The 15959-nt window shown below is 66.1% G+C and carries 10 protein-coding genes and 2 pseudogenes; 7 read left to right on the plus strand and 5 right to left on the minus strand.

The window, feature by feature from the left end:
- From G205_RS09250 to G205_RS09260, 3 genes are all read left to right on the plus strand, one after another.
- Window positions 1-834 (plus strand): aldo/keto reductase, encoded by an 834-nt coding sequence (locus G205_RS09250; protein WP_009357763.1) that lies wholly within the window; start codon window positions 1-3, stop codon window positions 832-834.
- A 133-nt stretch (window positions 835-967) separates the two neighbouring features.
- Complete coding sequence (locus G205_RS09255; RefSeq protein WP_009357764.1) at window positions 968-1234, plus strand: GlsB/YeaQ/YmgE family stress response membrane protein; 267 nt, start codon at window positions 968-970, stop codon at window positions 1232-1234.
- A gap of 123 nt (window positions 1235-1357) precedes the next feature.
- Window positions 1358-1891 (plus strand): hypothetical protein, encoded by a 534-nt coding sequence (locus G205_RS09260; RefSeq protein ID WP_009357765.1) that lies wholly within the window; start codon window positions 1358-1360, stop codon window positions 1889-1891.
- Between the two features lie 171 nt (window positions 1892-2062).
- On the opposite strand, the gene G205_RS09265 is transcribed toward G205_RS09260, so the two are convergent.
- On the minus strand, window positions 2063-2653 hold the full coding sequence (locus G205_RS09265) for a DM13 domain-containing protein (protein WP_009357766.1): 591 nt from the start codon (window positions 2651-2653) through the stop codon (window positions 2063-2065).
- A 175-nt stretch (window positions 2654-2828) separates the two neighbouring features.
- On the opposite strand from G205_RS09265, the gene G205_RS09270 reads away from it, so the two are divergent.
- A complete protein-coding gene (locus G205_RS09270) occupies window positions 2829-4805 on the plus strand; it encodes an HNH endonuclease signature motif containing protein (protein ID WP_009357767.1) in 1977 nt (658 codons plus the stop codon).
- Between the two features lie 128 nt (window positions 4806-4933).
- Here the strand turns inward: G205_RS09270 and G205_RS09275 are convergent, their stop codons facing one another.
- Window positions 4934-5704 carry a methyltransferase gene (locus G205_RS09275; protein WP_009357768.1) on the minus strand — a complete coding sequence of 257 codons (771 nt, stop codon included), beginning with the start codon at window positions 5702-5704 and terminating at the stop codon, window positions 4934-4936.
- A 323-nt stretch (window positions 5705-6027) separates the two neighbouring features.
- Here G205_RS09275 and G205_RS09280 point away from each other — a divergent pair, with 323 nt between their 5' ends.
- On the plus strand, window positions 6028-7074 hold the full coding sequence (locus G205_RS09280) for a lactonase family protein (protein ID WP_009357769.1): 1047 nt from the start codon (window positions 6028-6030) through the stop codon (window positions 7072-7074).
- Between the two features lie 397 nt (window positions 7075-7471).
- Window positions 7472-10511, plus strand: a pseudogene (locus tag G205_RS09285) (alpha-amylase family glycosyl hydrolase).
- 77 nt (window positions 10512-10588) lie between these two features.
- Here G205_RS09285 and G205_RS09290 read toward each other — a convergent pair.
- The 3 genes and pseudogenes from G205_RS09290 to G205_RS09300 form a co-directional block, all read right to left on the minus strand.
- On the minus strand, window positions 10589-11545 hold the full coding sequence (locus G205_RS09290; RefSeq protein WP_009357770.1) for an SDR family oxidoreductase: 957 nt from the start codon (window positions 11543-11545) through the stop codon (window positions 10589-10591).
- A gap of 20 nt (window positions 11546-11565) precedes the next feature.
- A pseudogene (gene malQ, locus G205_RS09295) lies at window positions 11566-13843 on the minus strand (4-alpha-glucanotransferase).
- Between the two features lie 153 nt (window positions 13844-13996).
- Entirely contained in the window at window positions 13997-14731 is a 735-nt protein-coding gene (locus tag G205_RS09300) for a GAF and ANTAR domain-containing protein (RefSeq protein WP_009357771.1), read from the minus strand.
- A gap of 178 nt (window positions 14732-14909) precedes the next feature.
- Here G205_RS09300 and G205_RS09305 point away from each other — a divergent pair, with 178 nt between their 5' ends.
- Window positions 14910-15956, plus strand: a complete 1047-nt coding sequence (locus G205_RS09305) for an aldo/keto reductase (RefSeq protein WP_009357772.1) — start codon at window positions 14910-14912, stop codon at window positions 15954-15956.
- Window positions 15957-15959: the final 3 nt, after the last annotated feature.

Below are 15959 nucleotides of genomic sequence, written 5' to 3' on the forward strand. Positions count from 1 at the left end.
ATGACACTTGCACCGCTGATCAAACTCAATGACGGCTACTCCATCCCGCAGGTAGGTCTTGGCACCTGGCCGCTGGACGACGACCAGGCCGCTGCCGCCGTCGTCCAGGCCGTGGAAGCCGGGTACCGGCACATCGATACGGCCGTGAAGTACGGCAACGAGCAAGGGGTGGGGAACGGCGTCCGCGCCTGCGGCGTGGACAGGAGCGAGCTCTTCATCACCACCAAGCTCGACGGCCAGTTCCAGGGCAACGACAGGGCGGTGGAAGGGCTCGAGGGTTCGCTGCGGCGGCTGGGGCTGGATTACGTGGACCTCCTGCTGATCCACTGGCCGCTGCCGGCCCGGGATGAGTACATCTCCACATGGAAGACGTTCGAGCGACTCCAGGCGGAAGGAAAGGTGCGCTCCATTGGAGTGTCCAACTTCAAGCCCGCCCACTTGGAGCGGTTGATGGCAGAAACCGACGTGGTTCCTGCCGTCAACCAGATCCAGCTGACGCCGGCGGTGACCCGGACCGTGGAGCGGGAGTTCCACCAGAAGCACGGAATCGTCACCGAATCCTACAGCCCCCTGGGCGGGTCCGGGGCCGGTCTGCTGGACGCGCCCATCCTCACCCAACTGGCCGAAAAGCACGGCAAAACGCCCGGCCAGCTGGTACTGCGGTGGCACGTTCAACACGGACTGGTAACGATTCCCAAGACCGCTAATCCGGACCGGATGAAGGAGAATCTGGACATCTTCGATTTCACCCTGGATCCGCAGGATCTAGCGGAATTGGCGATCCTGGACGAGGGTCCCGGGGCCGGCAACGATTCGGACGTCACGGGGCACTAAAACGCCCTGAAATGCACTTTTTCCAACTTACGGGGTTGGCAAACAGATAGTAAGCATGATTACTATTGAGTCAGAAGGATGAAGTGCTTCCGGAATCCGGAGGCCTCCTTTACTTAGGAAGAGGAACGAAAAAATGGGATTTATTGCATTTCTGATTCTCGGACTTATTGCTGGTGCGATCGCTAAGGCGATCCTTCCGGGCCGTCAGGGTGGCGGCTGGCTCATCACCCTGGTTCTGGGCGTCGTAGGAGCACTCCTCGGCGGCTGGATCGGCGGCATGGTCTTCGGCACCGGACTGCAGGAGTTCTTCTCGCTGCAGACGTGGCTGCTGGCCATCGGCGGCGCTCTCATCGTGCTGCTGGTCTACGGCATGGTCACCAAGCGCAGCGCTCGCGGCTAACCTAGCCCGCAAGCCAGGAAACCGGCCCGGGGACAAAATCCCCCGGGCCGGTTTTCATATTCCCGGCCATACGCCGTCCGGCTGGCCGGATTTGAAAACCTTCTCACGGAGCAGGATTTCATCGTGAAAAACAAGCTTCTTTTGGGTATCGGAATTGCCACCGGCTACGTCCTTGGATCCCGGTCCGGGCGCGCTGCGTACGACAAGCTCAAGGCACGCGCCGCAGGAATTTGGGACAGCAAGCCCGTCCAGGACAAAGTGCATGTCGCCACGGATGCCATCAAGGAAAAGGCCCCCGAAGTGGCCGACCAGCTGACCGAGGCGGCACGCCGGGCGGGGACCGTGCTTGGCTCCGCAATGCATCGTGAAGGCGCGTCCGGGTCTTCGGGTGACGGCAAACCCGCAACGTCCGACGCCGGCACTTCCACGGCTGCCACCGCAAGCGGCACAGGTACTGGCACCATAGGCAACGGCGCCCCAGGCAGTTACGGAACCGCGGCGACTGGAACATCCGGCACCACGGGAGGCGCAGCGGGAACGTCCGGAACCCTGAGCGATGCGGGTGACCTCGGCGAGGACCACATCCCCGCGCACAGCACCCACCCGGAAACTACGAACCTGGGAACCACATCCGATGAGGGTGGTTCGAAGGCCTGAGGCACTCTCTGCGTCAGATCATGACACGGGAAGCACCCTTGACAATGGGGCATTGACTTCCGTGTGCTAAAACTGAATCGCCATGCTGGCCGTCGCGATCCTTGGGGGACGCGGCGGCCGGCATTTTTGCTGGTCGGTGCTGGCAGGCCTTGGCGGTCAGGTGTTCAGGGCTCAGGTCACCAGGTCCGCGGCGCCAAAGGAAACGCTGAACTGCACGCACCACAGGTCCACTGACTTGTACCGCGCAAGATCAACGTCCGCGGGAATGTCGTAGACCTGGTTGCCTTGGTTTCCCTTGATCAGGCCCAGGTCGTAGTACTCGGCGGAACCCGCGGTAAACCAGCCGGCTGTGCCCTCAACTACTTTGGCAGCGCTCAACCAGACGTGGACATCCGGACCGTTCGACGTGTCCAGGTTCTCCAGGGTCAGCAGCCTTTTGCCGTCGGGCTGTTCAACGATCCGGACAGTGCCTGTGGTGGCGTGTTCGTGGCTGATCAGCGTGCCCACGGCCAATTGCCGGGGCCCGGGAGGCGTCGCCGGAGGAGCCTGGGGTTCGATGGCATCCCCGCCCGGAAGGCCTGAAGGAGAAGGCTGCGGCGGCGTGGTCTGGCTGGCTACAAACGGTAGTTGCTCGTCCACCCGCACATCTATGAAAAGCAGCCACGGCTTGAATACGACAAGCCCCACGACCAGGGCTGCGGCTGCCAGAACCGCCAGGATGACCTTCGATCGCCGGCCCAACCGGCCGCGGTTTCTGCCCATGGCTCCATCGTCCGCGTAATAGCCACCCGGCGCAACGACGCCCCGGACCGTCCCGCCCTAATCTCGTGGCTTCCCTTCCCCATTCCGGAACAGCATGCGACCCCCGTTCAGCGGGTTTTCCACATAGCCCTCTCGAACCGGCTGTTTTGTCGGTGGTCTTTGGGAGAGTTGTCCCATGGAGGCCATTGGGGAGCAGCTTGCAGAGTTCGGCAGTACTGCCGGCACTCTTCCGCTGGTTGCGCCGCAGCACCGCCGCCCGTTTATTGCGCACGACGCCGGCAGGCGGCCCGGGCGGCTGAGTCACCTTCCGGCGCACCAGGCTACCGCCGGTCCGGTTGCCCGCCCGGCCGAGGACCCGCTGGGGCTGGCCGCGATCGGTGCACTGCTCACCACGGCGGCAGCCGCTGCACCGGAAGCCCTGGCAGCCGCGGACTATGCCGAAGCAGCTCATTACGCGGCCCACATTGAGGAACTTTCCCGGCGTCTGGAGTCTTTGCAGGTTCAGTCCGCCGGAGCCGTGGACCGCACCCGCACCCAAGCCATCGCCGCCGCCGCGGCCGCCCGAACCAGCCGGACCCGCACCAGCGCCGCAACAACGGACCGGCCGGGGCGGGGCTGGATGACCGGCTGGGACGCCAACGGCGTCGAGACACTGAACGAAACCGACGTTGACTGGCCCGCCTCCAGCACTCTTCAACCCGCAGCCGCGCCCGCAGCAGGTCAACAGGATCCGCCGGTGACATCCCCGGCCGACGACGGCTGCCGGAACACTGCCGAGTTCCTCAGGCTCCGGCTCCGGATCCCCATCCGCGAAGCCCGCCGCCGCCTTGCCCTCGCCCACCAGGTCCTGCCAGCCAGCAGCCTCACCGGACAACCCGTCCCACCGTTGCGCACCCACCTCGCCGCCGCGCTTGCTCCCACAGGCGGTGAAGCCGCAGCACCGGCAGTGTCCTCTCACGCCGCGACCATCATCACCGCAACCCTCGACCGGCTCCAACATCAAGCCACGCCGGAAATCCTCGAGCACATCGAAAACCACCTCACCACCGCCGCCAGGACCACCGACCCCGACTTCCTCGCCCGTCTGGCCCGCCGATGGGCTGACACCATCGACGCCGACGGTGCCGAACCCTCCGAAGAAGCGCTCCGCCACACCCAGGGAGCCTTCATCCGAAAACCCCGCCACGGCCTGCACCACGTCGAAATCTTCGCCACCACCGACCAGTACGAATACCTCGCCACCGTCATGAACACCGCCACCAACCCCCGCACCACCACCCCCAACACCAGCACCAGCCAGACAACGGAAAACCTCACGAGCAGCAGCCAGGCTCAGGTCCCGGCAGACAACCCGGATGCCACCGTGGACCCGCACCGGGACCTGGACATCAGCCTGGAACGGCGCTCCCGCCCCCAGCAACAGCTGGACGGGCTTGTCTCCGCCGTCAAAGCAGGGCTGACCACAAACCAGCTGCCCACCACAGGCGGCAACCGTCCCCAGATCATCGCAACCATCAACTACCAGGACCTCTTCCCCACCACCACCGCCGCCGCTACCGGCACCGGTGCAGCCGATGCGGACAGAAACAGTGCAGGCAGTACCACTGCGGGTAGGGCTAGTACTGGTGGAGCTAGTTTGGCTGGGCCCCATACGGACGGGTCAGGAACACGCGCGCGCCCAGGCCAGGACCGTACGCCCGACCGGCACGGAACCGGAAACTTCGCCTTTACAGGACCAGCGGCCGCCACCACGCTGCGCAAAATAGCCTGCGACGCCGACATCATCCCCGCAGTACTGGGCACTCACGGCGAAATCCTGCACCTGGGACGCAAAACCCGGCTGTTCACCCCCGCCCAACGCCTCGCCCTCACGGCCCGCGACCAAGGATGCGCCTTCCCGGACTGCACCATCCCCGCTCCGTGGTGCGAAGCCCACCACATCACCTACTGGTCACACGGCGGCGAAACCACCACCGACAACGGCGTCCTGCTCTGCAGTTTCCACCACCACCTGATCCACAAAGAACAGTGGGCCATCGCCATCCAGCACGGCACCCCAAGCTTCATTCCACCGCCCCACGTCGACCCCAACCAAAGCCCCCGGCAAAACAACTACTTCAAACCCCCACCACTCCCCCACCTGCGGGAGTGAACCGTACCGTCCCTTCAGCTTGGTGCCCTACCCTGTTTGGCCCACTTCTCGCCCTCCCCCGCGTGGCATACCTCGCGGGCGGCTCCCCTGTCAGTGCCAGCTCGGCATGATGCCAGATCTTGGCGGTGCTAGCTTCCTTTGGTCCCGACCACTAAGGTGCCGTCCAGTTCTTCCGATCGAACGGTCCTCACAGCAAGGCCAGCCGATGCAACGATTGATGCTGTTCCCGCTGCCTGCTGCTCACTGGTTTCAATGAGAAGATGCCCGTCAGCACTCAACCATCCGGGGGCGGAAGCAGCCACAAGGCGGTGGATGTCGAGCCCGTCGGGCCCGCCGTCGAGGGAAAGGCGGGGTTCGTGAAGCCGCGCCTCAGGAGGCATGGTCCTGATCGCGTCGCTGGGCACATACGGAGCGTTGACTGCAAGCACCTGCACGCGGCCCCGGATCGAAACGGGAAGGGCAGCAAACAGGTCCCCCTCGTACACGCGGCCGCCCATCTTTTCGACGTTCCGCCGGGCGCAGGCCGCAGCAGCGGGATCTAGGTCGGAGGCGTGGAGTTCCAGATCTGGGTGCACAGCCAGCAGGGTGGCACCCACGGCCCCGGACCCGCAGCAGAGATCGACTACAACGCTGGACAGAGCGTGGGCGGACGGAGCGTGGCCGACCGGAACAGGGCTGGACGGAACGGTGCTGACGGGAACGGGGTCGGTCGGGGCAAGCAGTTCCAAAGCCGTTTGGACGAGCAGCTCGGTCCGCCGACGGGGCACAAAGACACCTTGCCCTACTTCGATCCGCTGACCGAAGAATTCGGCCCAGCCCAGGACATATTCAAGCGGAATGCCTGCGCGGCGCCGCTGCACCCCGCGGGCCAGTTCCGCGGGGCCGGAACATTCGGCCATCAGGAGCGCGGCCTCCTCCTCAGCGAAAACACAGCCGGCTCCCCGCAGGGCGGAGACAATTCCAGCAAAAGTCAGGGAAGCGGGAGGTAATGCAACAGGAGCAGTAGACCATTCAGCAGGTGGCATGGGAACGCCTTTCGGTGAGCCGGTGGGCACCCTGCATGCGCCAGTCAGGCCAGACGGCCCGGACAGCAGCACCAGGATGAACCCGAAACAGGTAACGCGTTGATCGGATTCACCTCCTGGTGCCGTGACTGGAAATTCCATGCTAGCTGAGGCCGGGTCGCCATGGAGCGAAGCCAAATCCTTGACAGGATGGAGGCATGACCTCCGCCACTAGCGACACCATCATCTGGACCGGAACCTACACATCGGACGGAGGCGGCCGCGCCGAGGGCATCGGTGCCCTCCGCGCGCATCAGGACGGCAGCCTGGAGTGGCTGGGCACGGCCGTGCAGGCGCAGTCGCCGTCGTTCATTGCCGTACATCCGTCCCTGCCGGTCGTTTATGCGGTGGCTGAGCAACGCCAGATGGTCCAGGCGTACCGCAGGACCGGCGAGTTCGGCCTGGAACCGCTCGGTCCGCCGCAGCCCGCCGGTGAGGCCACCTGCCATGTGGCCGTTGACCCGAGGGGCCGCTTTGTTACCGCTGCCTGCTGGGGTGACGGCCAGGTCCTCCTGTACGAACTGGATGCCGACGGCGGCATGACAGGGCGGTTCGCAGCGCCACCTTCGGCGGACCCGCACGCAAGCCTGTCACCGGGCCGGCCGCGGCCAAGCCGCGCGCATGCCAGCCTGATGCTTCAGGACGGCCGCATCATGACCACCGATCTTGGGCATGACACCCTCCGTGTCTGGAACTACGTCCCGGGTACGGGGCTTGTTGCCGACCACGAGGTGGCGCTGGCGTTCGGCAGCGGTCCCCGCCATCTGGTGCAGCATGCCAGCGGCAACGTCTTCGTCGTCTCTGAATACTCCGTTGAGGTCTTTATCATCCGGCCGGAGGCCGGGACCTTTGAGCTGGTGTTCCGTGGACCGGCCACCTCCGGCGGCAGCCAGTCCGGGGACTCTGCGGCCGAGATCTCCCTTAGTAAGGACGGCCGCTACGCCTATGTGGGCGTCCGCGGCACCAATATCGTCAGCACCCTGGAGGTGGCCGGTGGCGGGACGGAGCTCCTGCCGGTGCACGACATGCCGAGCGGCGGTGACTGGCCGCGGCACCACCTGGTAAGGGGAAACTGGCTTCACGTGGCCCATGAACGGTCGGACAATGTCGCCACGTTCGCGCTGGATCCTGCCACCGGGCTGCCGGGCCCACTCCTCCACGACGTCCGGACCCCCTCACCCACAGCCCTCATCCCGGCTGGCTGACGCCCCGGGCACTCGGGCTGACGGCTGCGGGCATTCGGGCTGGCGCCGTCCCGGAACCACGGACTGTCGCCCCCGGGTACGCACGCTGACGCCGCCCGGGCACTCGACGGGTGCTTTCGGCAATGGCTCCAGCGACCCCGCACGGACATTACCCAAACGCTGGAGTTATTCAGTGCAAGCGCTTACAGTTGTGACGTGGTTCACAGGGCTTGCCGCCTGGTGAACCCGCACCCAGCAGAACGCCCTGCCTCCGGCAAGCCTGAACAGCAGCGCCGCTACACCAGGAAGGTCTCACCCTTTGATATCCCGCACCCCTAATAGCGCCTTGTCGCGCGCCAGAACCACCAGCCAGAATCGCAGACGAACCGGAACAGGAACAGGAACAACCCCGTCCTCCATCCGGTCGGCGGGCATCCGCTCCGCGGCGGGAGTGGTTGCAGCAGCAGTTGCCGTGTCCGCAGCAGTCCTACCCGCAGCCGCCGCCCCCGGCACCACAGAGGGTCCAAAGCATCCGGGAGCGTCATCAGCCTCCACTCACTCCGGGCCCCGGTCACGGACGAGAACTTCTATTTCGTCATGGCCGACCGCTTCAGCAACGGCAGCACGGCCAATGACCAGGGCGGGCTTGGCCCGGATCCCATGGTCTCGGGCTTCGATCCAGCCAGGAAGGGGTTCTACAACGGCGGCGACCTGGCTGGGCTCCTCAACAAGATCGACTACATCCAGGGGCTTGGCACCACGTCCATCTGGCTTACTCCCAGCTTCAAGAACAAGGCCGTCCAGCCTGAAGACAAATCAGCTGGCTACCACGGCTACTGGATCACCGACTTCACCCAGATCGATCCGCACCTGGGCACCAACGACGAACTCAAGGCGCTCATCGACGCTGCCCACGCCCGGGGCATGAAGGTCTACTTCGACATAATCACCAACCACACGGCAGACGTCATCGGCTATGAGGAAGGTGCACGCAAAGGCTACGTCTCCAAGGATGCAGTTCCGTACAAGACGGCGGATGGCCAGGAATTCGATGACCGCGACTATGCCGGTACAGGCAGTTTCCCGGAACTGGACGCCACCACCTCCTTTCCCTACAAGCCCGTCCTGGACGAGAGCGAAAAGGACCTGAAGGTTCCGGCCTGGCTGAACGACCCCACCCTCTACCACAACCGCGGTGACACCACCTTCGCGGGCGAGGACGCCTACTACGGCGACTTCTTCGGCCTTGATGACCTCTTCACGGAGCACCCAACGGTGGTGGAAGGCATGAAGGACATCTACAAGACCTGGATCGGCGACTTCGGCGTGGACGGCTTCCGGATCGACACCATGAAGCACGTCAACAACGAGTTCTGGCAGGAATTCGGCCCGGACGTCCTCGCCTACGCGAAGGAACAGGGCAAGGAAGAATTCTTCATGTTCGGCGAGGTCTTCGACGCTACCAAGAGCTTCACCTCGCAGTTCACCACGCGGAACCAGATGCAGGCGGTACTGGACTTCCCGTTCCAGGACGCCGCCCGCAACTTTGCCTCGAAGAGCCAGGACACCCGCAACCTGGCAACGTTCTTCGCCGGCGATGACTGGTACACGGATGCGGACTCCAACGTCTACCAGCTGCCCACCTTCCTCGGTAATCACGATATGGGCCGCATCGGCAGCTTCATTGCGGCAGACAACCCGGGCTCGGACGACGCCGAGCAGGTGGCCCGCGACCGGCTTGCCCACGAGCTGATGTACTTCTCCCGCGGCAACCCGGTGATCTACTACGGCGACGAGCAGGGCTTCACCGGCCCCGGCGGAGACCAGGACGCGCGGCAGACCCTGTTCGCAAGCAAGGTGCCTGAGTACCTGGACGATGACCTGCTGGGGACTGACGCCACCCACGCCCAGGACAACTTCAACACCGGCCACCCGCTGTATGCCAAGATCAGCGAACTGGCGGCGCTGACCAAGGAACACCCCGCCTGCGGGACGGCGCGCACCAGCACCGCTACGCGTCCGAGGGCGCGGGCATCTACGCCTTCTCCCGGACGGACGCTGAGGACCAGCGCGAATACGTTGTGGCGTTGAACAACAGTGAGCAGGCGCAGACGGCCGAGGTTCCCACCTATATCGCCAAGCGGAACTACACCCGCATCTATGGCGATGCGGCAGCAGAAACCAAGACGTCGGAGGACGGAAAGCTGACGGTCACCGTCCCGCCGCTGTCCGCCGTGGTTTACGAATCTTCGGGCCGGATCCCGCATTCGAAGGCCGCGCCCGGCGTCGTGCTCCAGGAGCCTGCAGCGGCACCCGGTGACAATGGACGCCTTAATGTGACGGCCGACGTCGACGGTTCCTCATTCTATGAGGTCACCTTCGAAGCGAAGACAGCGGGCGGCAACTGGGAACCGATCGGCACTGACGACACCGCTCCCTACCAGGTCTTCCACGACGTCGCGGGCTTCGACGCCGGCACCGCGGTGGAGTACCGCGCAACCGTCCTGGACAATGGCGGCCACACGGCCACCAGCCAAACGCGTTCGGCCAACGTCCCGGCGCCCGTCCTCACGCTGCAGAAACCCGAAGAGGGCAGCAGCGTCAAGGGCATGGTGGAACTCAGCGCCACGGCCGATCCCGAGAAGGCCAGCCACAGTGTGTCGTTTGAGCGCAGCGTGGCGGGCGGCGAGTGGACGGCCGTCGGATCTGATGCTTCTTCGCCCGTGTACTCCGCTACGGACGACGTCTCCAGCCTGGCGGACGGCACCGAGGTTAAGTACCGTGCTTCGATGAGCGGCCCCGGCTTTACTGTTGCCAGCGGGGTGCGCACGGTCACCGTGGGCGATGCTCCGCAGCCTGACTCGGTGACCGTTGCCGGATCGCTGAACCAGGCGATGGGCTGCGCTGAAGCATGGCAGCCGGCCTGCACCCAGGCCATGATGGCCCTGGACCCGGCCGACAACATCTGGCGCCTGACGGTGGACCTGCCGGCAGGCAAATACGAGTACAAGGCAGCACTGAATGGCGGCTGGGATGAAAACTACGGGGACGGCGGCCAGTTCAACGGGCCTAACCTCGTGCTGGACCACCCCGGCGGACCCGTCACGTTCCGCTACGACAACGGCACGCACGTCCTCAGCGCGGTCTACGCCTCCCAGCAGCCGGGGGCAGTTGCCGCCGCTGGCAGCATGAACAGCGAGCTTGGCTGCACCGCCGACTGGGAGCCCGCCTGTGACCAGGCCCAGCTGGTGCTGGACCCGGCAGACCTGGTGTGGAAGCTGAGCGTTCCGGACCTGCCCGCCGGGAGCTACGAGTTCAAGGCGGCGCTGAACCGCTCCTGGGACGTCAGCTACGGGGCGGGCGGCGCCTCGCCAGGTGCCAACATCGCCTTTGAGCACGACGGCGGCCCGGTCACCTTCCGCTACGACCACTTCAACCACGTGATCACGGCGGGTTAGCCACAATCACCATGTGGAAGGCTCCCCGCCCTGTTCCCGATATCGGGACGGGGCGGGGAGCCTTCCTTCGTTCCCGGTCAGCCCTTGACGGGGTGGCCCAGGATGCCGATGAACCGGCGGACGGCGTCTTCGGCCGATGGCGGCGGCCCGAAGACCTCCGCCTGCCGCCTGGTGTCGGCAACATAGCGCCCGGACTGGAACCAGGCGATCATGGCCGCGAGGTCCTTCACCATTGGATTGAAGCGGCCCACTACCAATCCCGCCGCCTTCAGGACCGGCATGGGGATGGAGCGGACCTTGATGGGTTTGCCGGTCAGGCGGGCGGCAATTTCGGCGACGTCCTGCATGCCGAGCGGACGGTCCCAGCCGATATCGATCCGCTGCCCGTCAACGCCGGGAGCGTCCACGGCTTCTGCCAGGTAACCGGCAAGGTCCGGGGTCAGCACGAACGTGGTGGGGACGCGGGGCGAGCCCATCCACATGAGCTTGCCCTTGGCGATGGGGTCCCCGCCGAACCGGGTGACCTGGTCCAGGAAGGCGCCGGGCCGCAGCGCGACGAACGGAACACCAAGCTGCTCGAGCCTGTCCTCCATGAGCTTTTTGTGCCAGAAGTGCGGGACGTCCGGGGTCTGGTCGCAGGTGAGGATGCTGGTGAGGACGAACCGGCGGACGCCCCCGCGGTGCGCGGCCTCGGCCAGGTTGGAATTGCCCCTCGTATCGATATCGGGCGTATCCCCCTTGCTGTGCCTGGTGTAGCCGGCGGCCGAGGTAACCACAGCATCCACACCGGACATCGCGCGGTCGAGCGAGTCGGGGTCCATCATGTCTCCGCGGGCTATGTCTGCGCCGGCGGCCTCCAGCCGGGACGCATCCGAACCTGGCCGGACCAGGGCGCGCACCTGTTTCCCACGTTTCAGCAGCTCGGTGACCACCTGGCTCCCCAGGAACCCGGTGCCGCCAACCAGCAGGATGGGCCCACGCCCGTCCGGCTCCTTGGCCGGGCTTGCGGCGTCGGGGAACGGGTGGGGATTCATGGCGCCCTCCTCAGGGTTGATCAGCCGTGCAGAGCCTCCTCCACCGCAGCGAGCAGGCTGTTGAACCGCGCGTTAGCGGGGAGGTCATCAAGGACAACGGGACTGCCGTCCGGGCCGCCCAACGGGACCTGCCAGTTCGGGTACAGCGCCTCGGTGGTTCCGGGCTGGTTCTGCACGCGCCGCTCCCCCACTGCGTCCACCAAGGCCACGCCCAGCAGGACCGACGGCGTCTGCGTGAGCAGCAGGTGCAGGGCCTCGATGGTGCGCTCCTCGGAGCCGGATGGTCCGGGACCACCGGAGCCGCCGGTCCCGTCCTCCGGAAGGTAGCCCCGCTCCCGCAGCATGGCGAGCATCTTTTCCAAGGACGCGTTGTGCTCGGCCCGCTCTTCGGCTTCGGAGCGTTCCAGCAGGCCCAGCCTGCTCCGCAGCGCCACATGGTCGCCGGCCAGGTAGCCGGCGGTGGGCGGAAGGTCGTGGGTGTTCACGCTGGCAAGCGCCTGCGTACGGTACTTTTCGGGCGCAAGCGGGGAATCGCCGTCGTACTCAAACCAAAGGATGGACGTGCCCATGATGCCGCGCGCGGCCAGGTAGTCCCGCACCCACGGTTCGAAGGTGCCGAGGTCCTCGCCGATCACCACGGCCCCGGCGCGGTGCGCCTCAAGGGCCAGGATGCCGATCAGTGCCTCGTGGTCGTAGCGGACGTAGGCGCCGTCGCCGGGGGCGTTGCCCACCGGAATCCACCAGAGCCGGAACAGTCCGAGAATGTGGTCCACCCGGATGCCGCCGGCGTGCCGCAGCACGGTGGCGAGCATATTGCGGAAGCTGGTAGCCGGCCTCCGCCAGCCGAACGGGGTGCCACGGCGGCTGGCCCCAGTCCTGGCCCTGCTGGTTGTACATGTCCGGCGGCGCACCCACGCTGGTGGCCGGCGCCAGCACGTTCCGGAGGGTCCAGGCGTCGGCACTGCTGTGGTCCACGCCGACTGCAAGGTCGTGGACCACACCCAGCCGCATGCCCGACCTCAGCGCGGCCTGCTGGGCATTCTCGAGCTGCTCGTCGCAAATCCACTGCAGCCAGCGGTGGAAGCCGATCCGGTCGCCAAGCTTTTCCCGGAGCGCTTCCGCTTCAGGGGTGCCCAAGGCGGTGGCGGGGTCGGTCCACAGCGGAGCATCCGGGGCGAGGTCCTCGCGGATGGCGGACCACAGGGCGAAATCGTCGAGTCCGCTGCCGGAAATCCGGCAGAACTCGTCGAACGCTGCCTGCCGGGCAGGCGAACGGCGGGTGTGGTACAGAAGTTCCAGTGCCTGCAGCTTTGCGGCGTAGACGGAATTCCGGTCCAGCCGCCCGCCGTCCTTGTTGAGTCCGGCCACTTCCTCGTGCAGTTTTTCCAGCTGGGCACGTTTGCGCGGCTTCAGGTAGGCCAGTTCGGGAATGGCCTCAATCCGGATATAGAGCGGGTTGAAGAACCGCCGGGTGGACGGCGAATAGGGCGAAGGCTGGACCGGCGGAACGGGCTCCGCCGCATGCAGCGGATTGACCAGCACATAGTCGGCGCCGCGGGCACCGCTCAGCGCGGCAAGGTCGGCCAGGTCCGAGAAGTCGCCGATGCCCCATGACCGCTTGGACCGGACGGAATACAGCTGCGTTGCCAGGCCCCAGCCCCGGCGCTTCTCCAGTTCCTTTGCCGTCTCAAGCCGGGCAGGAGCCACCACCAGCGTGGCGGACGCGGTGGTGCCTTCCGACTCGGCCACAAGCGTGTGCCAGCCCAGCGGCAGGTCCTGCGGGAGGGCGAAGGTTGCCCGGCCCACCGACACACCGTCCACGTCCACGGGCTGCACCCAGACGTCCTGCTGTTCCGCTTCCCGCGTCCCGGCCCCGCCTTCCAGCGTGATGGCCAGGCTGGCAGCGGCTCCTTCCCGCACATGCACGGGGACCTGCGCCGGCTCGCCCTGCTGGATTACGACGGCGGGTGGCAGCATCCGCCGCCACGGCGCCAGTGCCGCTTCCGCCAGCGCTTCCTGGATGTGCTGGTTGGTGTGCGCCTGGACGCCCAAGGCAGCCAAAACCTTGATGAGTGTTTCCTCGGCCACCGAGTGCGGCAGCCCATCCCAGCCCTGGAACGAAGTTCCCACGCCGTGCGCATCCGCCAACTGCTGGAGCAGGTGGGGGTCCACGCGTGCCCCTGTGACGGGCCCGCCGGCAGCACTTCCCGGGGCAGATTCCCCCGCAGCCGGAACGAAGCCCGGTGGATCGGCCGGCATCGCTGGCCGTGGTGCGTGCTGCTGGTCTGAAGCCGTCATGCGTGTCCGCCTCGTCTGGTGTGAAGGGATCGAACTTACAGTGCTGCCTGTTGTACCGGGCGCTCGCACCCCCGTGCACAACCGTTGGTTCAGATTATTGCAGGGCGGGGCAGAGGCGAAATGCGGCTGCCGTCACATGGGTGGGCGCCCGCCTCACGGCTCGAAGTGCGTGTTGACCGCTCCGTCGCTCACCCGGGCAAGGACTTCCGCCGCCAGGTCCCGCAGTTTCTGGTTGCGGTGGCTTGAGGCCTTGGTCAGCAGCGCGATGGCTTCGTCCTGGGAGCACCGGTTTTGTGCCATGATCACGCCGCAGGCGAGATCGATGGTGGTGCGGTTCTGCATCGCGGCCGAGAGGTCTTCGGCGAGGTTCTGGGCATCCGCGATGCGCAGGGCAAGCCGCAGCGCGCGGCCGGCCAGGTCGGCAAACCCTTCGGCCCGGCTGATCACAGCCTCGGAAAAGACGCCGGGCTGGTTGGCAAAGAAGTTCAATGCGGCGCTCTGGTTCTGGTCCAGGGCAAGGGGGACGCCCAGCACGCTGCGGCAGCCGTTCTCCGCCAGGACCTTCCGGTACTCCGGCCAGCGGGTATCGGTCTCCACGTCGGGCAGGACAACGAAACTCATGCTCTCCAGGGCAGTGAGGCACGGCCCCTGCCCCAGGTCCTGTTCCAGCGCGTCCAGTTCCCTTGCCCGCTCGCTGCTGCCCGCCACCGTGGTGCTGCGTTTACGCCGCCGGAGGGTCACCCCGCATTCAATGTGCGTGCCGGCAGACTCGCTCAGGGTCGCGGCCGCCACTGTGGACAGCTCCGTGAGGAAATCGCTCACATTGGTGCTGCCAATAATCAGGTCGTGCAGCTTTACGAACTGCTCGTCTTTACTGGGGGTGGCCATCCCTCAATATAAGCGAGATCGCGGGCTGCGCGCGCGCCACAAAACGTCATCCGGGCCCCCTCCGTTACTTCGTGCGTCGAAAAGCGAAGGACTAAGGCAGGAATCTTCAGGCAACCGGCGGATCTGGGTAGCCTCATGACGGGTCAAGGGCAAGCAAGCCAACGGGAGGAGACCGGGGATGAGCCTCAACGAACTGCGGGTGTTCGGGCGGTCGGGAACCCCCGTCAGCGCACTCACGCTGGGCACCATGAACTTCGGCGAAGGGACCGGCGGACCGTCCGGGGCGCCCACCGGCGCCGAGGAAAGCATCCGGATCATCCACGCCGCACTGGACGCAGGCATCACGGCGATCGACACCGCCGATGTCTACTCGCAGGGCCAGTCCGAGCAGGTGGTGGGCCGGGCACTGCGCGGACGCCGCGATGATGTTTTCCTTGCCACCAAGTTCCATGGGCAGATGAGCGCCAACCCCGCGCACTGCGGCAACTCCCGCCGCTGGATCACCCAGGCAGTGGAAGGCAGCCTCCGCCGGCTGCAGACGGACCGCATCGACCTCTACCAGGCGCACCGGCCCGACTACAACACCGACGTCCTGGAAACCATCACCACCCTCAACGACCTGATCCGGCAGGGCAAGATCCTCTACTACGGCACGTCCGTCTTCACGCCGGCGCAGCTGGTGGAGGCGCAGTGGCTGGCCACCACCAACCATCTGATCCCGCCGCTCGGCAACCAGGTGCCGTACTCGATGCTGGTCCGCGGCAACGAGCGGGACGTGCTGCCCATCGCGCAGCAGTACGGGCTGGGTGTCCTTGCCTATGGACCGCTGGCCGGCGGCTGGCTGTCCGGAAGCTTCGTGCTGGAGTCCGGCCGGCCGGCCACCCGGGTGCATTCCCTGCCCGGGCGGTACGACATCTCCGGCCCCTCCAGTGAGCGGAAGCTGCTGGCGGCTGACGCCCTGGCCCGGCTGGCAGACAAGCTGGAGCTCCCGCTGGTTGATCTCGCCGTCGGCTTTGCCCTGGCCCATCCGGCCATCAGCAGCGTGATCATTGGCCCGCGCAGCGAGGAGCACCTGTACGCCTACCTCCGCGCCGCCGGGATCCGGCTGGGTGAGGACGTGCTGGACGCCATCGATGACATCGTCCCGCCGGGCACCAATTTCGTGGAGCGGGACGCGGGCGCCATTGTCCCGGCCATTGAGTTCGCGGAATTACGACGGCGGTAGCCG

It is taken from the genome of Arthrobacter nitrophenolicus, from assembly GCF_000332815.1.
GTDB lineage: Bacteria > Actinomycetota > Actinomycetes > Actinomycetales > Micrococcaceae > Arthrobacter > Arthrobacter nitrophenolicus.